Raw genomic sequence first — 22,817 nt, forward strand, 5'->3', positions numbered from 1 at the left:
TGCCAAACCTGATCAAAGATTTGCCTTTAAGTCAGCAATTGGCGTGTAAATTTATGCCAGCGATTGAGAGAATCGCCATTATTAAGTGCTTTCATGCGCAAAATAGCACCTTCCCAGCTTTCGACAATGAAATTAGCTGTTTGCTCGGTATCGATATCAGGGTTAATTTCACCAGTCTTTTGCCCTTGTTTTATCACTTCAGCAAAGGCTAGCGACATGCTGTTGAGGCTAGTGTTGAGTTTTGCAGCAAACACTGGGCAAAGATCGGTCAATTCTTGTGTCAGGTTGCCGATAGGGCAGCCAAATGCAAAATTTGCATTCTCGAACTGTTGATAATAAAAATGGTGAAAGGCGCTAATTTTATCCAAACTACCCAACGTTGGATGCTGCAAATGCAATGGCAGGCTTTGCTTGAACTGTTGTCGATAATGATCAACCACGGCATGACCCAATTCATCCTTATCTTTAAAATGAAAATAGAATGAGCCTTTGGATACGCCAGCAGTTTTTAAAACTTGGGCCATCCCTGTGTGATTAAAGCCTTGTTGATAGATGAGCTTCGCCGCAGCTTGAATAATCTGCAACTTGGTTTGCTCGCCTTTTGATAGTGTGGTTTTGTTCATAATTGCGATAGTAGACCGATTGGTTTGTTATCGCAATTATTATTTTAGTCGAACTAAGATTATATAAATGACGTTTATTGTGCCTGTAACCACCAGCTTTGTTGATACTGCTGTGCGTTATCAAGACTTAAATCATCAAAACTGATGGCTTGACCAAAGATTGGCGAGAGCATTTTTGTATTGTGTTGAATGCTGGCACTTAGCGCTCGCTCTAGTGGTTCGAACCAGTCGTGCAGTGCTAAATCGAATGTCGAGTTGTGGATAGGCAGCATGTATTTTCCTTGCAAATCGACATGCGCTTGCACACTTTCTTCTGGGCTCATGTGAATTTCGCTCCATAAGTCATTGTAAGCACCAGTCTCTACCATGGTGATATCAAATGGTCCGTAGCGATCGCCAATTTGTTTAAAGCCTGGGAAGTAGCCGGAATCGCCACTGAAAAATACTTTGCGTTGCTTGCTGTTTATTACCCAGCTTGCCCATAGCGTTTCATCACGATCGAATAATCCTCGTCCCGAAAAGTGTTGCGCTGGCGTAGCGACATATTCGATGTCATCCAGCACTATGGATTGCCACCAATCACGTTCAATGATTTTTTCGTTATCTACGATGTCGCTAAGGTGCTTGCTCAGTCCTAGTGGAACGACAAAGTAGCTGGTTTTTTCATTTAATGCTTCAAGCGTTTGGCGGTCGAGATGGTCGTAATGATCGTGGCTTAATACGACGGCGCTAATTTTTGGTAAAGCGTCTAATGTTAATGGCATTGGATGGAACCGCTTCGGGCCTGCCCACTGCACTAGTGACGCTCTTTCGCTGAAAACAGGATCGGTTAATACGTATTTGCCGTCGAGACGCAGCAGTTGTGAAGAATGGCCTAGGCGAAATATTGCATCGTGAGTCTGTGCCAATACGTCGCTCGTAATATCAGTCATTGGAATGTGACGTGGCGTGGCCGCAAGACGCTTGGTGGTTGCATACGCTTTGGTAATGTCCCAAATATTTCCCATGCTAGTGGAATAGGTGATGTATTGATTGAGGTATTTACCATCCGCTTTACGTGATGTATCAAAGGCTGGTTGTTGGGCAATGGCACTACAATTCATAACGACTCCGACTAAGGTGGTTAAACAACTTAATAACAAGGTTTGGGCTTTCATTTTTGCGTCTCAAAATGTAAACTGTACGGTGTAGTTTATTTTTTGTTTGTTGATATGTAAACGCCATCAGTTAAAATAATCGAAAATTTGTGACGCAAGTAGATCGGTATGACAGAAACAAAACAGACAAGAAGCGAGTTGAAACGCAGCGCTATTTTAAGTGCGGCGAATATTGCGTTTCGACAAGATGGTGTAAAAGCCACTAGCATGGACAAAATTGCAGAGTTAGCTCAGGTGTCCAAGCGTACCGTTTATAATCACTTTGCCACCAAAGAAACATTGGTGTTTCATCTCATTTCTCAATTATGGGATGACGCAGTAATGACGACGGGGTTGTCATACCAAGCAGATTTGCCAATTAAGCAGCAGCTTACCGATATTTTACTCACCGAAATGAAAACCATGGCGAGCGAAGGATACATCGAACTAGTGCGTGTTGCCTTGGGGCACTTTTTGTTTGAAGCCTCAGATTTACAAGAAGAAATGTGTAAAATTCACAACACTGAAACAGATTTAGAACGCTGGTTAAAAAGTGCTGTTGCCGATGAAAAACTGCGTATCGATGATGTAAAAATCGCGATGGAACAGTTACACAGCTTGCTAAAAGGGGTTTGTTTTTGGCCGCAGCTTATCCGTGTTTGCGATGTATTGACGGAAGCTGAAAGCGAAGCTTTAGTGAATCGCAGTGTCGATATGTTCCTCAATCAGTATGCCGTTAATGAAGAAAACTAATTTAGTCACACCCGGCGGCTGGAATAAGCTCGATCAAGAATTAAAATATTTGTGGAAAGAAAAGCGGCCACAGGTTACGCGTGCGGTTTCTGAGGCTGCGGCCTTAGGTGATCGTAGTGAGAATGCGGAATATAAAGAGGGCAAGCGAGAGCTACGCTCCATCGATCGCAGGCTACGATTTTTAATGAAGCGTTTAGAAGAGTTAGAAATCGTTCATTACGCGCCATCACAAGAAGGCAAGGTTTACTTTGGGGCTTATGTCGAGCTTGAAAATGACAATGAAGAGCAAGCCACTTACCGCGTGGTTGGCCCCGATGAAATTGACGTTGAAAATAATCATATCACCATAGATTCACCGATGGCGCGCGCCTTAATCGGCAAAGAAATCGATGACGAAGTGGTGGTAAAAACACCTTCTGGCGATAAGATTTGGTATATCAATAATATCTTTTATAAGAAATAGCCTTCCCTCATCATTAACACTTTAAGTCACTAAAACATACTTTGTAACAAAGCTCGGACAAAATACACATTTGAGCTTTTGCTTTACGGGCACTTAGATTTTATATTAGTGTTTAATTGCTAACGACTTTCCAGAGATTCAATCATGAGTAATGAAACCACCAAGATTTTAGTTGTCGATGACGATGCTCGTCTGCGTAGCTTGTTAGAGCGCTATTTAGTCGAACAAGGGTTTCAGGTGCGTACCGCCAACGACGGTGAGCAAATGGACCGCCTAATGGAGCGCGAAAACTTCCACATGATGGTGTTAGATCTCATGTTACCGGGTGAAGATGGCTTGACGATTTGTCAGCGCCTACGCAAGAAAAATAACGACATCCCTATTTTAATGCTGACGGCAAAAGGCGATGAAGTTGACCGCATTATCGGCTTAGAGCTCGGTGCTGATGATTACCTGCCTAAGCCATTTAACCCACGTGAATTACTGGCCCGAGTTAATGCCGTTCTGCGTCGTCGCAGTAGCGAAGTGCCGGGCGCACCGTCGCAAAATGAAGAAGAAATTACCTTTGGTGACTTCAAGCTCAATTTGGCAACCCGTGAAATGCATCATGGCGATGAAGTGACTTCACTCACCTCTGGTGAATTTGCGGTGCTTAAATCACTAGTGACCCACCCTCGCGAACCGCTGTCACGCGATAAGCTAATGAATATGGCACGTGGCCGCGATTACAGCGCGCTAGAGCGCAGTATCGATGTTCAAGTTTCACGTCTGCGCCGAATGATTGAAGAAGATCCAACTAATCCGCGTTACATCCAAACAGTTTGGGGCTTAGGCTATGTCTTCGTTCCTGATGGCCGCGCCCACTAATGAAGCGCTGGTTTCCTAAGAGCGCCTTTGGTCAAACGGCGCTCTTAATTGGTTTTTTATTACTGATCAATCAAGTGGTGTCATACACCATAGTCACAAAACACTACGTTGAACCAAGCCTAAGGCAAATTACTAATTTACTCGCTAAGCAAGTAAAGCTGGTATTTATGAATATGCCAGAGCAAGGGCGTGAACAGCTTCCCACCGATGAAATTCTTACCGAGCAGTTTAAAGAAGTCACTGGGCTACGAGTGTACCCCGCTTATTTAGCGTCTCGCTATGGCCTTGATGAGACGATTCCATATCGCTATATCTCCGAACAAATGAGTGAGCAGTTAGGTGGGGAAACCGAAGTTAGAGTCGCCAAAGGCGAATTGTTTATGGTGTGGATCCGTCCGCCACAAGACCCCTATGTCTGGATAAAAATCCCGCTGGAAAAGTTCGATGATAGCGAGTTTTCGCCGCTGACGTTTTACTTGATTGTCATAGGCAGTTTATCGATTGTTGGTGGTTGGTTATTTGCGCGACATCTCACCAAGCCACTGCGAAATTTACAGCTCGCTGCTAATCAAGTGGCAAAAGGTGAATATCCTGAGCGCTTAAAATTCGAAGGCTCTTCTGAGGTGATTGATTTAACCCGTGCCTTTAACTCGATGGCATCGGGCATCAAGCAGCTTGAGGATGATCGCGCGCTACTAATGGCGGGTATTTCTCATGATTTACGCACGCCTCTCACCCGAATTCGATTGGCCACTGAAATGCTTGATGACAAAGAAGCGTTTTTTAAAGAGGGTATCGAGCAAGATATCGATGATATGAATGAAATCATCGATCAGTTTATTACCTACATTAAGCTAGATCGCGAAGAAGTGGCAGAGCTTAATGATCTCAACGAGATTATTAGCCAAGAAGTGAAAGCTGAAGCTAATCGCGGACGAAATATTACTGCTAATCTTGGCAAGCTCCCGCCGATGATGTTGCGTACCCATGCCTTAAAACGAGTGCTCGCCAATTTAATTAGTAATGCTATTCGCTACGGTGGCGGTCAAATTGAAATTCATTCTGGCATGTCTGGGCGTGGTGTCGCTTATTTCAAGGTAGAAGATAACGGCCCGGGAATTCCGAGCGATAAAATTAAGCAGCTATTTAAGCCTTTTGTGCAAGGGGATAACGCGCGAGGTGGTCAAGGCAGTGGCTTGGGATTGGCAATAGTGCATCGCTTTGTGAATAATCACGGTGGGCGAGTCCTAATTACAAACCGCGAGCAGGGCGGTTTGTGCGTCCGCATCGAATTGCCAGTTTATAAGTAACTATTGATTTTTTGAATTCGATAGTTATAACCTATCGCTGTAATTGATAGTTTCGCTTGGCAAATGACATCGATTTTCTTCATACTGGTTTTATACCAAGTCAGCAATGACGTATAAAATCACTATGGAGAAGATCATGTTAGAGAACAAAGAAGGCCAAGCAATTCCAAATGTTACTTTTAGAACCCGCGCAAATAATGAATGGGTTGATGTAACTACACAATCGCTTTTTGAAAACAAAACCGTGGTTGTATTTTCACTGCCGGGTGCTTTTACCCCAACGTGTTCTTCTACTCACCTTCCGCGTTTTAATGAACTTGCTGGCGTATTTAAAGACAACGGTGTTGATGACATCATTTGTATGTCAGTTAACGATACCTTTGTTATGAATGCATGGTTGGCAGATCAAGACGCTGAAAATATCACAGTTATTCCTGACGGCAACGGTGAATTCACCGAAGGCATGGGCATGCTTGTTGACAAGCAAGATTTAGGTTTTGGTAAACGCAGCTGGCGTTATTCTATGCTGGTTAAAAATGGCGTTATCGAAAAAATGTTTATTGAGCCGAACAAGCCAGGCGACCCGTTTGAAGTTTCTGACGCAGATACTATGCTTAACTATATAAACAGTGACGCGAAAGCACCACTTGATGTGGCATTATTTAGTAAAGCAGGTTGCCCACATTGCGCTCGAGCCAAAGAGTTGTTAACTAGCAAGGGAATGGCATTTGAAGAAATTGTGATTGGTTCAGACGCGAGTTTATTGTCATTGCGTGCAATGACAGGAAGAACCACAGTACCACAAGTATTTATCGCCGGAGAACACATCGGCGGCGCCGACGAGTTAACTGCTCACTTGGCTTAACCATAAACTTGGAACAATGAGGACGAGACCATGATTGATTTGAAAGTGAAGGATTTTATTACCCAAAACGCTCCTGTGATTACGTCTTCGACATTGTTGTCTGATGCCGTTGACCAAATTGAAAAAAGCCCCCAAGACAGTGCTGTGGTGGTTGAAAATGAGCGTGTAGTTGGCATTTTAAGTGAACGAGATTGTTTACGCACGCTGGTATCTAGCAGCTATTACTGTGATGGTGCGCCTACAGTTAGCGATATTATTAAAACCAATGTAGTGACTATTGATGCCGAAGATAATATTCACGATGTCGCATCGAAAGTTATTTCAGATACTGCGGGATTTTGCGATCAGACGTGTTTTCCGGTGATGCAAAATAACGTTTATGTCGGGCTTATCGGTGTTAAAGGATTGGTTGAAGCTTTAAATCAACACTTTAAATCTTGTCAGACTCATTAGTCTCCGGTTCGTTTAGTAAAAAGCCAATATCGATTGATATTGGCTTTTTTGTTATTTAGTGATGCAAACCCATTAAAACCGTAGGTCTATTGGCTGGCTTGCTGTACACTAGCCCGCTTTTTGAGCTTGCGACTTTTTTAAGCCGCCCAACAATGAGTCTAGCTATGAAATTTACTGAATTGGGTTTATGCCCTGAGATCCTTGAAGCTGTTGCTAATCAAGGTTATGAAACACCTTCTCCGATTCAGGCGCAGGCGATCCCTGCTGTGTTAGCTGGTAAAGATGTCATGGCTGCAGCGCAAACTGGTACAGGTAAAACGGCAGGCTTTACCTTGCCTATTTTAGAACGTCTTCGCACGGGTAAACCAGCTCGCGGTAACCAAGTTCGAGCATTAGTGCTAACGCCAACACGTGAGTTAGCGGCACAAGTGGCGGAAAACGTAACAACCTACAGTCGCAAGCTACCACTAAAATCTACTGTTGTTTTCGGCGGTGTAAAGATTAATCCGCAGATGCAGCGTTTACGTGGCGGTACCGATATCTTGGTGGCTACACCGGGACGTTTGTTAGATTTATACAGTCAAAATGCGGTGCGTTTTGACCATCTAGAAACCTTGGTGCTTGATGAAGCCGATCGCATGTTAGACATGGGCTTTATTCACGATATTAAGCGCATCATTAAGTTGTTGCCTAAGAAACGTCAGAATTTATTATTCTCGGCAACTTTCTCGCCGGAGATTCGTCAATTGGCCAAAGGCTTAATTCACGATCCTGTTGAAATCTCAGTAACGCCAGAAAACTCTACTGTAGATCGCATCGACCAATGGTTATGTCCGCTCGATAAAAGCCGTAAGACAGCCGCATTAATTTTCTTAATTGAAGACAATGATTGGCAACAGGTGTTGGTCTTTTCACGTACTAAGCACGGCGCAAATCGCATTGCCAAGCAATTAGAGTCTAAAGGTCATAGCGCAGCAGCAATTCATGGTAATAAGAGTCAAGGCGCTAGAACACGTGCGTTAGCAGGTTTTAAGAGCGGTGAAATTAAAGTGTTAGTTGCAACCGATATTGCAGCACGTGGGCTGGATATTGAACAATTACCACAGGTAGTGAATTTTGATTTGCCAAATGTGGCGGAAGATTACGTTCACCGTATTGGTCGTACCGCACGTGCTGGTGCGACAGGCGAGGCGGTATCTCTTGTGAGTAATGATGAGATGCAGCAACTTAAAGACGTTGAGCGCTTAATTCAAATGCTGATCCCGCGTAAAGAAATTCCAGGCTTTGAAGCGGTTCATCGCGTGCCTGAGACAGAATTGGACACACGTCCGATTAAGCCGAAAAAACCTAAAAAGCCAAAGAAACCAAAACCGCGCTCGGAGCATAAAGACGGTCAGCGCTCAGGTGAAAATGCTCGCGGACACAAGCCAAAGAGTGCTAATCCACGTCATAAACAGGGCAACAATGGTAATCGTCGTAAGCAAGAAGGTAGTGGTCAAAAGAAACCTGCGAACACTGATCGTCGAACAGGACGTTCACGTCCACAGGTCTAGTTAGGATTAAGCCGGAGGAGCTAACAACTGAATAATTGAGAAAGTTGCTCCTTGCGGATCGTTGATCACCGAGAAGCGCCCAACATCGGGAATATCAGTTGGCGGTACACAAATCATCGCGCCTAACTCTTGTGCTTTATTGGCCATAGCTTCGCAGTCATCAACTGCAAAATAATTCATCCAATGGGGCGGGGTGTCTCCCCATTCTTCGGTCATTTCCATCATGCCGCCTTCTTGATGATTCCCAGCTTTTAACTCCGTGTAAGTTAAACCCATCATGTCTTTATCGTCATACTCCCAGCCCAGAATTTGGTGGTAAAAGGCTTTGCTGTCTTCGCGATTAAGCGTGGCTAATTCGCTCCAACACAATGTCCCTTCGCAGTCTCGAAGTTCGATACCTGCATGTTGATTAGCTTGCCAAATCGCAAATACAGCGCCGTTTGGCTCTTGTAATATCGCCATGCGCCCAGCGTCCATGACATTATGAGGACCTGCGATAACTGCAGCGCCAAGCGGCTCTGCAATGGCAAGGGTTGCATCGACATCATCGACGGCGATATAAGTTAGCCAGTTGGTCATCACGCCGTTGGCTTCTTGTTCTGGCATCCGTTGAAACATGGCTGCGACGACTTTATCGTCAACCGTCATCTTGGTGTAATACATGCCATCGCCAATGTCTTCGTCATCGGCGTGCCAGCCAAAGAGATCACAATAAAAAGTTTTCGCTACTTGCCAGTCTTGAGCCGTCAATTCTAGCCAGCAGAATTGTCCCTGTTGTTTTTTAGTCATTGTATTATCACTCGTTGCGAAAGGGTTTAATTAACCTAACGCTAATCATCAAGGATTACAAATTAAGCCAGCTCAACGGGAAAAGAGATACTAAACACTGTTCCTTGGTTCAGCTCACTCGCGCAGTTAATACTGCCATCGAGTTGATTAGTGACTATGTTATATACAATGTTGAGCCCTAGTCCACTGCCGCCATTGTCGCGGTTGGTAGTGTAAAAGGGTTCAAATATCTTGCTGAGGTTTTCTTGCTTAATGCCTATACCATCATCCATCACCATTAAATTGAGATGTTCGCCTTGTTCATTGACTTTAATGGTTATGACACCTTGTTTGTTAGGGAAAGCGTGAATGCTGGCATTGAGCACTAAATTTGAAATGATTTGTGAAAATGTACCCGGACAGCCGTTGATAGACAGTGTTGGCTCACATTCAACCTCAATAGTGATTTGCGTGTGTTTGATAACATGGTGAATGCTGGTAAGAATTTCTTCGATGTATTCTGCAATATTAAACACGCGTGATTGTGACGAGCTTTGGTCAACTGAAACTTGCTTAAAACTGCGTACTAGCTCGGCAGTACGTTCTAGGTTGCGCATTAATAATTCAGCAATTTCCTTAGATGCACCTAAGTAACTATCGAAGTCGCTTTTTTTCATTTTTTGCGCGACGTATTTCTCTTCGATTGACTGATTGAGCTCTAAAAAGTGAGTGGCCGCGGTTAATCCTATGCCTACTGGCGTGTTGATTTCATGGGCGACGCCGGCAACAAGGCCCCCAAGACTCGCCATTTTTTCCGATTCGATAAGTTGTTGCTGAGCATCTTTGAGATCTTTTAGCGATTGCTCTAAATCTCTATTAGCATCGATCAGTTGGGCGTTGTGATTAATTTGCGCCTGCTCTAATGCTTTTTTATCGCTGATATCGCGCCATACAACGTGCACCGTATTCTCATTGTTTCTGACGATTTCAGTCAATACGATCTCTACCCAAAATTCTTGACCATCGACTTTTTGAAATACCCACTCGAAACGTTGGGTGCCATCGCTGGCGCAGCGTTGGTCTATTTCTTCTCGCTGTTGTGCTGAAAGTTGGCCATCGGGTTGTTTGGATGGTGAAATATCGACAGGCGTTAAGCCGATGATTTGCTGTTTATCGGTCATTCCTAACATCTTTAAAGCGGCATTATTGCAATCGGTATAGATGCCATCTTTCATTAATAACAGCCCATCTGAGGTGTCGTAAAACAGCGTTTCAAAAATTTCCTTTTGCTCGTTGAGGGCAGCCATGCTTTTGGACAGCTCTTTGTGAGATCGTGATACTTGGCGTTGGGCAGATTTAACGCGACGAAAGCTCACTATGAAAACGATAGAAATGATGCTAAAGCAGAAAAGTATCCAATAAATTATCTCGTAATCTACTGCGGTGCTGACGTTGCGTTGCACCCAACGTTGGCGAATTTCCCGATGGGTAGCGTCGTCGATCGAAGCCAGTACTTTGTTGATGATAGACAATAATATTTGTTGATCGTCATGCACCATGATGCGATGAGAGAAGCCGGCATCAAGTTGCCCGACAATTTTTAAGCGTCGATAGCGGGTTTCTAACTGATAAATGGCAACTGCCATGTGGCCAATGTATGCGTCGGCCTTTTGATTTTCCACCAGCTCTAAAGCCTTTTCCATTGATGAGGTTTCGATTATCTTGGCGTCAGGATATTGTTTTTTAATAAAATAAAAAACGGGATCGCCTTTGGGAAGGGCAATTGTTTTGCCTTGTAAATCACTTAAGGTATCGACAAATGAAGCATTTTCGTCCATCACAATGCCAAAATGAAAAAACGAAAACTCTTCGGAAATGATGCCAGAAGTAGCGTTTTGCTCAATGTCTGTTATCCCAGGAATAAGGTCGATACGATGTTCTTCGAAGGCTTGAATCACACCCGGCCAAGTGCTTTCTTTGATCAGTGTAAATTCAATGCCTGTTTTAGCGCTAATGATGTCGAGATAATCCGCCATTAAGCCACTGAATTTACCATCCTCGACTATCGACAGAGGTCGCCAATCAACTTCAGAAAAGCGAATGACGGGGTGTGAGTCCAAGTAACGTTGCTCTTGATTAGTGAACGCCAATTCGTTGTTTTGATAGTTCAATCGATGATAAATAGCTGAGATATAGCTAAAGCGAGGTTGGCTCTTAAAGTGTTGAATGTCGGGGATTAAGCTAGTTCCCTTAAGGTGATTGGCAATGTAATTATCATCAAAATAGATATTGAGATAGCCCTGCGGTGAAGCGACTTTATCGAAGATATTAATGATGTCTTGTTGATTAAAATATTTGTTGCTGCTGCTCTGTTCGATAGCTTGCTCGATGAGATTTTGTTGGTTATCAAAGACGTCCACTCTTTCTATGTAGGGTAAAGAAATCAGCGCGTTAAGTAGGTTCTTTAACGGCGTAGTATCCGTTGAATACATGTGATTGGCGATTATGGCGGAAAATAATTGTGCCGCTTCAATTTTGTGCTGCATTACATTGTTGGTGTATTGCTTGATGATGTAATCGTATTCGCCGCTGTTTTTGATATTAACGAGGCCTTGGTTAAAACGATCGCGTAAATATTTGTCTCTAAAACCGACCATAGTGGCATTTTTTTGAGAAAACGGCGTATGGTAGGTGAAGTCATTTACCTCGTGACTTGGCGTGTGATTGACCTGCCATTCGAATATATTCTTATCGATGACTAGAACATCGCCCTCGCCACGCAGAAAAGACACCACTTGTTGTTGCTGAAACTTATATTCGCGATAGTCTTTGGGTCTCGTTTGCGGATTAAATAACCCATAATAATCGTCGCCGAGATATTTATAGGCGTCGGTAAAAGCCAAAGTGGTTAATCCTGCGAGGTCGCTGGCCGTCGTTATCTTTCGATTGTCTTTCGCTCTAGAGATAACGATGTTTTCGAAATTAATAAAAGGTCGAGAATAAAAGTAGCCATCATCTTTGGGATTTACGGCTACCTTAGCATCGATATTTGAATTGCTGGCTAAGGCTTGATGAAGCAGTGGCGTCGACAAGTTAACCGAGCTGTATATTTCCATGCCTTGATTGCGTAGCGCGCGATACATTAAATCGTATTCAATGCCGCGGATCTTCGGGTGATCTAAGGTAAATGGCTCTTTGCCAAGCCCAAAGGCGAGATTGAGTCCTGTTTTATGATGTTGAGCGCTAAGCCAATCGTTGGTAATTATCTTTTTACGCGACTGGCTTATTAGCATCAATGATTTACTCAGAATGCTCTTAAGCAACGGCTGATCGTCTTGTATGCGCATTACGAGTTGTTGAGCTACATCACTGTGCAGTGGCAGTGATCGTATGCCGTGAATGAAATTACTCTCTATAAATTGTGATACTGAATAGCTATCTCCCCATATAGCGTCAGCACCGTTGGTATTAATTAGTTCAAGTGCCGTTGCGTAGTTATCGACTTTGGTGACTGAAATACCGCGCTGCAAGCTGTTGATAAGATCGTGGTGACGTGAACCTTGAATAACGACTAGTGTTTTGCCGACTAAGTCGCTTAAGCCACTGATATCGTGACGAGTCTCTTCAATGAATAGTGAAGAAGTCAGAGAGAGATAGTCCACCGAAGCATTGTCATGGTTATTAAGGGATGCGTGAAAAGAGGCAGGCATAATATCAATTACACCTTGTTTGAACTGTTGCTCTAATTGCTGCTTATGGCCAGTGACTGCTTGAAATGAAAACCCCGATGTTTTGGCAACATCGGCCAAAATGTCTCCGACAATGCCATTAATTGCGTGTTGTTGGTTGGAAAATAGATAGGGTTTCCATTCGTCTACGCCGACATTGAGCACGGGATTCTGTTTGATATAGTCCAACTCTTCATCGGTGAATAATCTATTATCTTTGGCCATGTTGAACCATTTGTCAGTTAGATCTGCCAACTGTTGCTTGGATATTGAAGCCACGCCCTTACTGAGGATTTTCGTGAGTAATGGCTGGCTCTTATGCGTTGCAATAGCGAGATTGCCGGTGTCGTTGATTAGTGCCGCTGCTATCTTAAGCCCCATTTCTTTAACTTTATTGCCATTGGCATGTGTAATTACAGCGGCGTCTACTTGGCCAGAAGCTACGCTTTCAAGTCCTTCTAATGTTGATTCAATATAATGAATTTTCGACGGTGCAACCTGCTGCTTAATATAGTCACCGATAATGTGATTTTTGAATATCGCAATGCGCTTGCCAGTGAGATCTTCTAATTTTTCGATATCGTTGCGATTGTTACGGGTCAGAATGTGTTGCGCGGTAAAGTAGTAAACTGGTGAAAAAGACAGAAGTTGTTTACGAGCTTCTGTCGGAGTGACAGATGTTAGTGCCCAGATTTTTCCATCGATGAGTTTGTCATAGGCTGCTGCCCAAGAGTGATCGCGTTTTAAAGTGAATTCGGTGCTGAGGTTGTGATTAATGAGCGCAATTAAATCTTTATTAAAACCATCGACTTGCCCTTGTTGGTTGATGAAAACAAAGGGATACCAATTTTGATCGGTAGTTATTTCAATATGTGGATTGGCTTCTAACCACTGCTTTTCTTTGAGGGTAAGTAGGTGAGGGCTACTTAGGGCAGAGTTTTGGTTGTCGCTTAATACAAAAGCGTTGGCATGCATGCAGCACGCGACAATCAATAATAGAAACGCCGAAAAGGAAGTTTTCATGGACAGCCTAAAAAGGTTAACGACAGTACGGGGTAGATTTAAGTATAGTCGTTAACCAGTTTTACGCTGTTTAGTCGCGAAATTTTAATCCATTAAATGTTCTAAACCGTAAACAAGTTGCTGACGTTCAACAACTTTTTTACAGGCTAAAACTACGCCCGGCATGAAAGACTCACGGTGCTGTGAGTTGTGCTCGATCTTTAGGGTTTCGCTCAAACCGCCAAAGAATACAGTTTGTTGTGCAACAACACCCGGTAGACGAATTGAGTGTAGTTTGACGCCGTGCAGCTCTGCACCGCGAGCGCCTTCAATAAGCTCTTTATCGCTGGTGGTTTGCGGCGCGGCAGTGCGAGCGGCACTAATCATTTCTGCGGTGCGTAAACCAGTACCCGACGGGCTTTCTTCTTTCTGTGGGCTATGGGCTTCAATCACTTCAACGTCTGGCAGGTATTTAGCAGCTTCGGCTGAGAACTTCATCATTAACACCGCGCCTACGCTAAAGTTAGGGGCGATCAAGCCACCTAAGCCTTTTTCTTGCGACAGTGCTTGCAGCTCTTGCACTTGCGATTCTACAAAACCACTGGTGCCAATTACTGGGCGAGCGCCGTGCTCAAGAATAGTTTTGGTATTGTTGAAACCCGCTGATGCAGCGGTAAAATCTACTACCACATCAGGTTTTAAGCTATCGATAGTGGCTGCTAAATCGTCTTGGTAGTCAATTTCGCCGACTAGATTTAGCGCGTCATCGTTGTTAATCGCGTTAACCGCTTCTTTTCCCATGCGCCCGTTGGCGCCGTTAACTAATACGTTAATCATTGTTGTGTTATTTACCTAATGCAGATTTTAGCGCGGCTAAACACAGGGCAACGTTTTCGTTGCGCGCTGCATAGCCCATGAGACCGATGCGCCACGCTTTGCCCGCGAGTGCGCCTAAGCCTGCGCCAATTTCTAAGTTGTAATCGTTTAATAAAGTGCTGCGAATGGCAGCGTCGTCAGCCCCAGCAGGGATTACGACAGTGTTAAGTTGCGGCAGGCGATGCGCTTCATCGACAATAAATTCGATGCCAAGCTCGGTTAAGCCTGCCTTGAGTTTTTCGTGCTGCGTGCGGTGACGTGCCCAAGCATTTTCTAAGCCTTCTTCTTGCAGCATGACTAGTGACTCGTGCAGTGCGTACAGCGAATTAACTGGCGCCGTGTGGTGGTAGCTACGCTTGCCTTTACCGCTCCAGTAACTCATAACCAATGTTTGATCTAAGAACCAGCTTGGCACCTTGCCGTGACGTTGCTCCAGTTTAGCGATGGCGCGTGGGCCAAAGCTCACAGGAGAAATCCCCGGTACACAAGATAAACATTTTTGACTACCTGAATAAATGGCATCGATGCCCCATTCATCAACGCGCAATTCAACGCCGCCAAGCGAGGTTACGGCATCGACAATAGTTAACGCGTCGTGCTGCTGTGCTAGTGCACACAGCGCTTTGGCGTCAGATAATGCACCTGTTGAAGTTTCGGCGTGGACAAAAGCGAGGAACTTGGCATCGGTGTGTTCGTTTAGCGCTTGTTCTACCTTATCTAAAGAAACTGGTTTACCCCATTCATCTTCGACAACAATCGCGGTAGCGCCAAGGCGTTCAACGTTTTCCACCATGCGAGTACCAAAGACACCGTTAACACAAACGATCACTTTGTCTTGTGGTTCAACGAGATTAACGAAACAAGTTTCCATGCCTGCACTGCCAGGAGCGGATACCGCAATGGTGAACTCATTTTTAGTTTGAAAGGCATATTGTAGTAGGCTTTTAACTTCGTCCATCATACCAACGAATTCAGGATCTAAATGACCAATTGTCGGGCGACCTAGGGCTTGCAAGACACGTGGTGAAACATCGCTTGGGCCCGGACCCATCAAAGTGCGCGGTGTTGGATGAAATGAAGTAATAGCCATGAATAAAATCCTTTAATGAGTTAAAAATAAGCTGTAAACAGGGTTGTCACTCTCGTCTTTGTATTGATAGCCAAGTTGTTCTAGGTGATGAACAAAGTCATCATAACCGTCTTCACTTAGCTCAAATCCCGCCAGCACGCGACCGAAGGCCGCGCCGTGGTTACGATAATGGAATAGGGTAATATTCCAGCTTTCTCCCAAGGTTGCCAAGAAGTTGGTTAGTGCACCTGGGCACTCAGGAAACTCAAAACTAAACAGTTTTTCGTTAACCGCTTCTTGTGGGCGGCCGCCCACCATATAACGAACGTGAAGCTTTGCCAATTCATTTTGTGACAAGTCTTGGGCTGGATAATCGTGTTGCTGCAGGTGTTCAATCATTGAGTTGAGTTCTGTTTCACCGTTGGCAAGACGCAGTCCCACGAAAATACTGGCACAATCGCGATTGGCAAAACGGTAGTTAAACTCGGTAATGGCGCGCCCACCGATTAATTGACAGAAACGGCGGAAACTGCCTTTTCTTTCAGGAATAGTTACTGCCATGACGCCTTCTTTCTGCTCGCCGAGTTCACAGCGCTCAGAGACGTAACGGAGGCCGTGAAAATTAACATTGGCGCCGGATAGCACAGCAATTAAGTGTTCATTCTCTAATCGATGTTCGCTGCTGTATTTCTTTAGCCCCGCCAGCGCCAATGCGCCAGAAGGTTCAGCAATGGCGCGGGTATCTTCGAAAATATCTTTAACCGCTGCACAAATCTCATCGCTTGATACCGTTACCATGGCATCGACATAATCTTTGGCGAGGCGAAATGGCTCTTCGCCAATGCGTTTTACCGCAACGCCGTCGGCAAACAAACCTACGCGATCTAAATCGACTGGCTCACCAGCTTCAAGGGCGGCGCATAAACAAGCTGAGTCTTTCGATTCGACACCGATGATTTCAATATCAGGGCGTACCATTTTCAAATACACCGCCATTCCAGCAATCAGGCCACCACCACCGACAGGGACAAAGACTTTGTTGATTTTGCGATGTTGTTGCAGCAGCTCCATCGCGACTGTGCCTTGACCTGCAATGACTTCTTCATCGTCAAATGGCGGAATAAACTCCATGCCTTTTTCGTGCGAGAGTGATTTAGCATGGGCATTGGCTTGATCGAAATTATCGCCGTGCAGTACCACATTACCGCCGTGCAATCGTACCGATTCCACTTTGATATCTGGCGTGGTGCGCGGCATAACAATAGTTGCCGTGGTGCGTTTGCGTTTGGCTGACATGGCCACGCCTTGGGCGTGATTACCTGCCGAGGCGGTAACGACGCCACGGGCGAGTTGCTCGTCGCTTAGGCTGGCTATCTTGTTGTAAGCGCCGCGTAGTTTAAAACTAAACACTGGCTGCTTGTCTTCACGCTTGAGTAATACGGTGTTATTCAAGCGCGCCGACATTTTATTTAGTGGGTCGAGTGGCGTCACTATCGCGGCGTCATAGACTGGTGCCTGCAATATTTTGGTGAGGTAATCGAGACCGCTTAGCTGAGTGCTCATTAATCTTCCTTGTTGAGCAGGGCGACATTGCGCACTGCGCCTTTGTCGGCACTGGTGGCTAACATAGCGTAAGCTTTTAACGCCGTTGAAATATGACGCTCGCGATCGGCTGGCTGCCAAGCATTTTTACCTTTGGCGTCCATCGCGCTGCGGCGTTGAGCAAGTTCTTCATCGCTAATTCGAATGCTAATGGCGCGTTTAGGAATATCGATATCGATGATGTCGCCTTCTTCCACTAAACCAATAGCGCCGCCGTTAGCGGCTTCTGGCGAAACGTGACCGATAGACAAGCCCGAGGTACCGCCAGAGAAGCGACCATCGGTAATTAGTGCACACTCTTTGCCTAGGCCCATCGATTTAAGATAGGTGGTTGGATAGAGCATTTCCTGCATACCCGGACCACCTTTAGGACCTTCATAGCGAATAATAACCACATCACCTTTAACAATTTTGCCGCCTAAGATACCTTCAACCGCATCGTCTTGGCTTTCGAAAATACGCGCCGGGCCGGTGAAGGTAAGGTTATCGTCATCAACACCTGCGGTTTTTACGATACAGCCATCGAGTGCCATATTACCCGATAACACAGCAAGGCCACCTTCAAGACTAAAGGCGTTGTCGATACTACGGATACAGCCGTTTTCGCGATCGTCATCTAACGTATCCCAGCGACACGATTGGCTAAAGGCTTTGGTGGTGCGAATGCCAGCTGGGCCTGCGCGATAAAATTCTTTTACCGCTTGATTGTCGGTCACCTTAACGTCGTATTGCTCGATAATCTCGCTTAGCGATAAGCCGAGCATGCTGCGCACATCGGTGTGTAGTAAGCCTGCACGCGCTAGCTCGCCTAAGATGCCGACGATGCCGCCAGCGCGATGCACATCTTCCATGTGATAGTCAGGAGTTGATGGCGCGACTTTACACAGTTGCGGTACTTGACGTGATAAACGATCGATATCGTCCATCGTGAAATCGACACCGCCTTCTTGAGCGATGGCCAGTAGATGCAATACGGTATTGGTTGAGCCGCCCATGGCGATATCTAGCGTCATGGCGTTTTCAAAGGCTTGCTTGGTGGCGATGCCACGAGGCAGAGCTAGAGGATCGTCGTTTTTATAGTAGGCTTCACACATCTCCATGATGCGCTTACCGGCGTTAAGGAACAATTGTTCGCGATCGCTATGTGTTGCGAGCAGTGAACCATTACCCGGTTGCGCTAAGCCTAGCGCTTCAGCTAAACAGTTCATGGAATTTGCGGTAAACATGCCTGAACAGGAACCACAAGTTGGACAGGCGCTGCGCTCGATTTGATCGCTTTGCTTATCAGATACCGTAGGGTCGGCGCCTTGAATCATCGCATCAACTAAATCGAGTTTAATGATTTGTTCTGAAAGCTTGGTTTTACCCGCTTCCATCGGCCCACCAGACACAAAAATTACCGGAATATTAAGGCGCATCGCTGCCATTAACATGCCCGGAGTGATTTTGTCACAGTTAGAAATACACACTAGCGCATCAGCACAATGGGCATTTACCATGTATTCCACAGAATCAGCAATTAGCTCGCGCGATGGCAAGCTGTAAAGCATGCCTGAGTGGCCCATGGCGATACCGTCATCAACGGCAATGGTATTAAACTCTTTGGCCACACCGCCTGCTTGTTCGATAGCACCAGCCACTAGTTGTCCCATGTCTTTAAGATGAACATGACCGGGTACAAATTGGGTAAAGGAGTTGGCAACCGCGATAATAGGCTTGCCAAAATCGTTATCTGTCATCCCCGTTGCTCGCCACAGAGCGCGGGCTCCAGCCATATTACGCCCTTGAGTACTGGTTGCTGATCTTAATTTTGGCATGCTCGTTCCTTTCTATTCTTTCGCTTGTTCTGATTACTATTGTTCTGATTACTAATGTTGTGAGTGTTAGGCTGATTTACTTGCTTGAGTCGCGCTGAGTTCGACAATTTCTTTTACATCAACCAACTTAGCTAATTGGTTAATGAGCAAGAAAATAGCGCGCTGGCTCGATACGGTGAGTAATAGTTCACCCGATTCGTGTTGCCAATCGAGTTGCTCTACTTTGAAACCACGATGGCGAGCGACGCGCAATACGCGCTCTAATACTTCGGGTGATTGATTGAGTGTTAACTTTAATTGTTGATTGCTTGATGACATTACACTTTCTCCATCATATCGGCGTTAGACGCGCCTGGTGGTACTAGCGGCCATACATTGTCTGCTTCGTTGATGCGCACGTGTAGTAAAAATGCGCCATTGCTGTTAATCATTTCATCGAGCGCTCCTTCAACATCCGCCTGCATGGTAATGGTGCGCGCTTGAATATTGAATGCTGAAGCAAGCGTGACGAAATCAGGGTTATCCGTCAGTATAGTCTCACTGTAGCGCTCTTCGAAGAATAGCTGTTGCCACTGACGTACCATGCCTAAGCGCTGATTATCGATGAGGACGATTTTCACGTTTAACTGTTCACGTTTGATGGTTCCTAGCTCTTGTACGTTCATCATGAATGAACCATCACCTGATACCACGACGATAGGATCTTGGCGACCACGGGCATAGCGAGCGCCGATGCCTGTTGGTAAACCAAAGCCCATAGTGCCTAAACCGGCACTGGATAAATGATTTTCTGGACGGGTGAAGTTCATGTGCTGTGCCACCCACATTTGGTGCTGGCCAACATCACAGGTAACAACTGCGTTTTCTGGTAATTTTTGCGATAGTGAATTCAATAGCTTTGGCGCGTAGATGCTGCGATACGGTGCGTCGTAATTCCAGCTGTATTGCACCTTTAAATCGCGACAGTTTTGTTGCCAAGGTGCGATGTTCATTTGGGTGTGAAGTGCAGGCAAGATATCTTTTAAATCACCGCACAGCGAAACATCAGATTGGCGTAGTTTGTTGATTTCAGCAGGATCGATGTCGATGTGTAACACGCGGGCATTGGAAGCAAAGCTCTCAAGACGACCTGTTACTCGATCGTCGAAGCGTGCACCAATTACAACGAGTAAATCACAATCGTGAACACATAAATTGGCTGCTTTGGTGCCATGCATGCCTAGCATACCCAAATGATATGGCTTGGTACTAGGAATAGCGCCGATGCCTTTAAGGGTTGTTACCGATGGAATACCTGTCGCGTCAACAAAGCTTTGTAGTTCATCAACCGCATTAGCCATTCCGACCCCGCCACCAACGTAAAGAATTGGCTGCTTGGCGTTGGCGAGTAATTGCTGAGCAGCGGCAAGACGCTCACTGTCGTATTCAACGATAGGATCTTTTTGTGATTTTCCGAGTACTGCTTCTACTTCGGCTAATTGAATGTCTTTAGGAATATCAACAAGAACGGGGCCAGGGCGACCCGATTTTGCGACGGTGAATGCTTGTTGCAGTACATCAGCGAGTTCGTCTTTGTGCTGCACCATAAAGCTGTGTTTAGTACAGGCAAGCGATAAACCTAGCACGTCCATTTCTTGGAAAGCGTCAGTACCGATAACCGCGCTGGTTACCTGACCTGTAATAGCAACGATAGGCACTGAGTCCATGTAAGCGTCAGCAAGGCCGGTGATAAGGTTAGTCGCTCCTGGGCCTGAGGTAGCGATACACACACCAACTTTGCCACTAGCACGAGCATAGCCGACTGCTGCGAAGGCCGCGCCTTGCTCGTGGCGACATAAGACGTGTTTTAGACCGCCGTCATAGAGTGCATCGTAAACGGGCATAATGGCGCCGCCGGGATAACCAAATACGGTGTTTACCCCTTCTTGTTTCAAATAACTAACTAATAAATCCGCACCGCGCATCTTATGTCATCCATTGCTATTGATATAAAAAAACCCCCGAAACTTTCGCATCGGGGGTTTTATGTAATTTGCTTTGCTTTGTTTAAGCACTAGCACCCCGACGCTGTGGCTTAATCACCACGACGATAATGTTAATAATCAGGACTAGTTTGCTTAATAAGCTCATTTGTAAACTTTCTCTTACGGCCAAGTATTGGCTTGTTACAAGGTTAAGTGTTGACAAGTTGTATCACGGAGGATTTGTAAACACAACCGCCCAACCGCAACTATTTTTTAACACAGGTAAGTTGGCGTAAGCTTATGTCCAGCTAATGCTTATTAAACAAAGATATAGCTAATAAATATACTTTGGTATTGATGTTATTTATTTTGATTATGAGCTATTACAAAAAGGGCGAAAGCATAGCTGATGTTCTATTCTTGTTACTTATCAGGTTACAAAGGATGGTCAAAATGTCGCTAGCCGTTGTTTTCAGTCGTGCCAAGGTGGGGGTTGAAGCGCCATTAGTTAATGTTGAGGTTCATTTAAGCAATGGGTTGCCTGCATTTTCTATCGTCGGACTTCCGGAGGCGTCGGTGCGTGAATCCCGCGATCGGGTGCGCAGCGCGTTAATTAACGCTGGATTTGAGTTTCCTGATAAACGGATAACGGTAAATCTCGCCCCCGCGGATCTTCCCAAAGAGGGTGGCCGATTTGATTTGGCTATTGCTATAGGTATTTTAGCTGCTAGTGAACAAGTACCATCGCAGCACATTGCAAGCTATGAATTTTATGGCGAACTCGCGCTTTCGGGAGCAATGCGACGTGTGCTTGGCATCTTACCGGCAGCGCTCGCTGCCAATAAAGTGAATCGTTTGGTTATTGCGGCTGCGCAAAATCAACATGAGTTGGCGTTACTGGAGAATCCCGACAATAAAATTGCCAGTCAGCTTTTGGAAGTAACGGCCTTTTTACATGGTCAGCACGCGCTAGAAATTCCGCAGCCAATGACTGAGCAAGCTGTGCAGGAGTCATTAGATCTACAAGATGTCGTGGGGCAATCATTTGCCAAGCGCGCGTTAGAAATAGCGGCGGCAGGCGGGCATAATTTGTTATTTGTTGGGCCTCCTGGCACTGGCAAAACCATGTTGGCGAGCCGCTTGCCGACGATTTTGCCGCAATTAACCATGACCGAGGCGTTAGAAGTTGCGGCAGTGCATTCTACCTGTGGCATGACTGTTTCCATTCAAGATTGGCGCACGCCACCGTATAGAGCCCCGCACCATTCGAGTTCGTCTGTTGCATTAGTAGGAGGCGGCAGTAATCCGCGTCCTGGTGATATTTCATTGGCGCATCGCGGAGTGTTGTTTCTAGACGAAATGACGGAATTTGAGCGCAAGGTGCTCGACTCGCTACGTGAGCCTATGGAGTCCGGCAATATTTCTATTTCTCGGGCTGCGGGCAAAGTAACTTTTCCCGCCAATTTTCAATTAGTAGGGGCGCTAAATCCTAGCCCTTGCGGAGAAGTCGGTGAGCACAGCCGTAGTACGCCAGATCAAATCTTAAAGTATTTATCAAAAGTTTCAGGACCTTTTCTCGATCGCTTTGATTTAACCATCGATGTGCCTAGATTGCCGCAGGGGGAAATGTCACAAGGAGAGCGCGGTGAGTCTAGCGATGTGGTGAGAGAGCGAGTTAATCGAGCGCGCGCTGTTATGCAGCAGCGACAGCAATGTCCTAATGCTCAACTTAGTGGCAAGCTGTTATCAAAATATTGTGGTTTATCGGCGTCTGATAATGCGTTTTTGGAATCGGCAATTGAAAAGCTTCATTTATCGATGCGCGCTTATCACCGAATTTTAAAAGTGGCGCGCACTATTGCCGATCTTGCTGGCTGTGAAGTAGTCAACCGACAACATATCGCTGAAGCACTGGGCTATCGAGCAATGGACAAACTGTTAAATAATCTGCGGCATTAAAGCGCTATT

General features: G+C 45.5%; 18 protein-coding genes. 8 read left to right on the forward strand and 10 right to left on the reverse strand.

Features of this window, described 5'->3' with window-relative positions:
• Positions 1-26: 26 nt before the first annotated feature.
• Together MHM98_RS17090 and MHM98_RS17095 are read right to left on the reverse strand one after the other, a co-directional pair.
• A complete protein-coding gene (locus tag MHM98_RS17090; protein ID WP_239440596.1) occupies positions 27-623 on the reverse strand; it encodes a TetR/AcrR family transcriptional regulator in 597 nt (198 codons plus the stop codon).
• Positions 624-697: 74 nt separating this feature from the next.
• Positions 698-1,726 (reverse strand): MBL fold metallo-hydrolase, encoded by a 1,029-nt coding sequence (locus MHM98_RS17095; RefSeq protein ID WP_239440598.1) that lies wholly within the window; start codon positions 1,724-1,726, stop codon positions 698-700.
• Between the two features lie 162 nt (positions 1,727-1,888).
• Between MHM98_RS17095 and MHM98_RS17100 the strand changes: the two genes are divergently transcribed.
• From MHM98_RS17100 to MHM98_RS17130, 7 genes are all read left to right on the forward strand, one after another.
• Positions 1,889-2,512: a TetR/AcrR family transcriptional regulator gene (locus MHM98_RS17100; RefSeq protein WP_239440600.1), complete on the forward strand. Its 624-nt coding sequence runs from the start codon at positions 1,889-1,891 to the stop codon at positions 2,510-2,512.
• On the forward strand, positions 2,499-2,975 hold the full coding sequence (gene greB / locus MHM98_RS17105) for a transcription elongation factor GreB (RefSeq protein ID WP_239440602.1): 477 nt from the start codon (positions 2,499-2,501) through the stop codon (positions 2,973-2,975). The genes MHM98_RS17100 and greB overlap by 14 nt, the downstream gene beginning before the upstream one ends.
• Before the next feature lie 144 nt (positions 2,976-3,119).
• Positions 3,120-3,842, forward strand: a complete 723-nt coding sequence (ompR, locus tag MHM98_RS17110) for a two-component system response regulator OmpR (RefSeq protein WP_239440610.1) — start codon at positions 3,120-3,122, stop codon at positions 3,840-3,842.
• Positions 3,842-5,152, forward strand: a complete 1,311-nt coding sequence (gene envZ / locus MHM98_RS17115) for a two-component system sensor histidine kinase EnvZ (protein ID WP_239440611.1) — start codon at positions 3,842-3,844, stop codon at positions 5,150-5,152. Before ompR ends, envZ begins: the two co-directional genes overlap by 1 nt.
• A 136-nt stretch (positions 5,153-5,288) precedes the next feature.
• Positions 5,289-6,017 carry a glutathione peroxidase gene (locus MHM98_RS17120; protein ID WP_239440612.1) on the forward strand — a complete coding sequence of 243 codons (729 nt, stop codon included), beginning with the start codon at positions 5,289-5,291 and terminating at the stop codon, positions 6,015-6,017.
• A 30-nt stretch (positions 6,018-6,047) separates the two neighbouring features.
• Positions 6,048-6,470 (forward strand): CBS domain-containing protein, encoded by a 423-nt coding sequence (locus MHM98_RS17125; RefSeq protein WP_239440613.1) that lies wholly within the window; start codon positions 6,048-6,050, stop codon positions 6,468-6,470.
• 164 nt (positions 6,471-6,634) lie between these two features.
• Complete coding sequence (locus tag MHM98_RS17130; RefSeq protein ID WP_239440614.1) at positions 6,635-8,023, forward strand: DEAD/DEAH box helicase; 1,389 nt, start codon at positions 6,635-6,637, stop codon at positions 8,021-8,023.
• Between the two features lie 6 nt (positions 8,024-8,029).
• On the opposite strand, the gene MHM98_RS17135 is transcribed toward MHM98_RS17130, so the two are convergent.
• The 8 genes from MHM98_RS17135 to ilvG form a co-directional block, all read right to left on the reverse strand.
• On the reverse strand, positions 8,030-8,812 hold the full coding sequence (locus MHM98_RS17135; RefSeq protein ID WP_239440615.1) for a VOC family protein: 783 nt from the start codon (positions 8,810-8,812) through the stop codon (positions 8,030-8,032).
• A gap of 62 nt (positions 8,813-8,874) precedes the next feature.
• A complete protein-coding gene (locus MHM98_RS17140; RefSeq protein ID WP_239440616.1) occupies positions 8,875-13,542 on the reverse strand; it encodes a transporter substrate-binding domain-containing protein in 4,668 nt (1,555 codons plus the stop codon).
• An 84-nt stretch (positions 13,543-13,626) separates the two neighbouring features.
• The gene (gene dapB / locus MHM98_RS17145; RefSeq protein WP_239440617.1) at positions 13,627-14,358 is read right to left on the reverse strand and encodes a 4-hydroxy-tetrahydrodipicolinate reductase; all 732 of its coding nucleotides are present in this window, start codon (positions 14,356-14,358) and stop codon (positions 13,627-13,629) included.
• 7 nt (positions 14,359-14,365) lie between these two features.
• Positions 14,366-15,487 (reverse strand): alanine--glyoxylate aminotransferase family protein, encoded by a 1,122-nt coding sequence (locus MHM98_RS17150; RefSeq protein ID WP_239440618.1) that lies wholly within the window; start codon positions 15,485-15,487, stop codon positions 14,366-14,368.
• Between the two features lie 12 nt (positions 15,488-15,499).
• A complete protein-coding gene (gene ilvA / locus MHM98_RS17155; RefSeq protein WP_239440619.1) occupies positions 15,500-17,029 on the reverse strand; it encodes a threonine ammonia-lyase, biosynthetic in 1,530 nt (509 codons plus the stop codon).
• A complete protein-coding gene (gene ilvD, locus MHM98_RS17160; protein WP_239440620.1) occupies positions 17,029-18,885 on the reverse strand; it encodes a dihydroxy-acid dehydratase in 1,857 nt (618 codons plus the stop codon). The genes ilvA and ilvD overlap by 1 nt, the downstream gene beginning before the upstream one ends.
• Before the next feature lie 66 nt (positions 18,886-18,951).
• The gene (ilvM, locus tag MHM98_RS17165) at positions 18,952-19,203 is read right to left on the reverse strand and encodes an acetolactate synthase 2 small subunit (RefSeq protein ID WP_239440621.1); all 252 of its coding nucleotides are present in this window, start codon (positions 19,201-19,203) and stop codon (positions 18,952-18,954) included.
• Positions 19,203-20,849 carry an acetolactate synthase 2 catalytic subunit gene (ilvG, locus tag MHM98_RS17170; protein WP_239440622.1) on the reverse strand — a complete coding sequence of 549 codons (1,647 nt, stop codon included), beginning with the start codon at positions 20,847-20,849 and terminating at the stop codon, positions 19,203-19,205. The genes ilvM and ilvG overlap by 1 nt, the downstream gene beginning before the upstream one ends.
• A 453-nt stretch (positions 20,850-21,302) precedes the next feature.
• Between ilvG and MHM98_RS17175 the strand changes: the two genes are divergently transcribed.
• Entirely contained in the window at positions 21,303-22,808 is a 1,506-nt protein-coding gene (locus tag MHM98_RS17175; RefSeq protein ID WP_239440623.1) for a YifB family Mg chelatase-like AAA ATPase, read from the forward strand.
• Positions 22,809-22,817: the final 9 nt, after the last annotated feature.

This window comes from Psychrobium sp. MM17-31 (assembly GCF_022347785.1).
Lineage (GTDB): Bacteria > Pseudomonadota > Gammaproteobacteria > Enterobacterales > Psychrobiaceae > Psychrobium.

Excerpts from the sequence above, each read along its gene's own strand:
- MHM98_RS17090 (WP_239440596.1), bottom strand. The coding sequence starts at position 623 with ATGAACAAAACCACACTATCAAAAGGCGAGCAAACCAAGTTGCAGATT.
- MHM98_RS17095 (WP_239440598.1), bottom strand. The coding sequence starts at position 1,726 with ATGAATTGTAGTGCCATTGCCCAACAACCAGCCTTTGATACATCACGT.
- MHM98_RS17100 (WP_239440600.1), top strand. The coding sequence starts at position 1,889 with ATGACAGAAACAAAACAGACAAGAAGCGAGTTGAAACGCAGCGCTATT.
- greB (WP_239440602.1), top strand. The coding sequence starts at position 2,499 with ATGAAGAAAACTAATTTAGTCACACCCGGCGGCTGGAATAAGCTCGAT.
- ompR (WP_239440610.1), top strand. The coding sequence starts at position 3,120 with ATGAGTAATGAAACCACCAAGATTTTAGTTGTCGATGACGATGCTCGT.
- envZ (WP_239440611.1), top strand. The coding sequence starts at position 3,842 with ATGAAGCGCTGGTTTCCTAAGAGCGCCTTTGGTCAAACGGCGCTCTTA.
- MHM98_RS17120 (WP_239440612.1), top strand. The coding sequence starts at position 5,289 with ATGTTAGAGAACAAAGAAGGCCAAGCAATTCCAAATGTTACTTTTAGA.
- MHM98_RS17125 (WP_239440613.1), top strand. The coding sequence starts at position 6,048 with ATGATTGATTTGAAAGTGAAGGATTTTATTACCCAAAACGCTCCTGTG.
- MHM98_RS17130 (WP_239440614.1), top strand. The coding sequence starts at position 6,635 with ATGAAATTTACTGAATTGGGTTTATGCCCTGAGATCCTTGAAGCTGTT.
- MHM98_RS17135 (WP_239440615.1), bottom strand. The coding sequence starts at position 8,812 with ATGACTAAAAAACAACAGGGACAATTCTGCTGGCTAGAATTGACGGCT.
- MHM98_RS17140 (WP_239440616.1), bottom strand. The coding sequence starts at position 13,542 with ATGAAAACTTCCTTTTCGGCGTTTCTATTATTGATTGTCGCGTGCTGC.
- dapB (WP_239440617.1), bottom strand. The coding sequence starts at position 14,358 with ATGATTAACGTATTAGTTAACGGCGCCAACGGGCGCATGGGAAAAGAA.
- MHM98_RS17150 (WP_239440618.1), bottom strand. The coding sequence starts at position 15,487 with ATGGCTATTACTTCATTTCATCCAACACCGCGCACTTTGATGGGTCCG.
- ilvA (WP_239440619.1), bottom strand. The coding sequence starts at position 17,029 with ATGAGCACTCAGCTAAGCGGTCTCGATTACCTCACCAAAATATTGCAG.
- ilvD (WP_239440620.1), bottom strand. The coding sequence starts at position 18,885 with ATGCCAAAATTAAGATCAGCAACCAGTACTCAAGGGCGTAATATGGCT.
- ilvM (WP_239440621.1), bottom strand. The coding sequence starts at position 19,203 with ATGTCATCAAGCAATCAACAATTAAAGTTAACACTCAATCAATCACCC.
- ilvG (WP_239440622.1), bottom strand. The coding sequence starts at position 20,849 with ATGCGCGGTGCGGATTTATTAGTTAGTTATTTGAAACAAGAAGGGGTA.
- MHM98_RS17175 (WP_239440623.1), top strand. The coding sequence starts at position 21,303 with ATGTCGCTAGCCGTTGTTTTCAGTCGTGCCAAGGTGGGGGTTGAAGCG.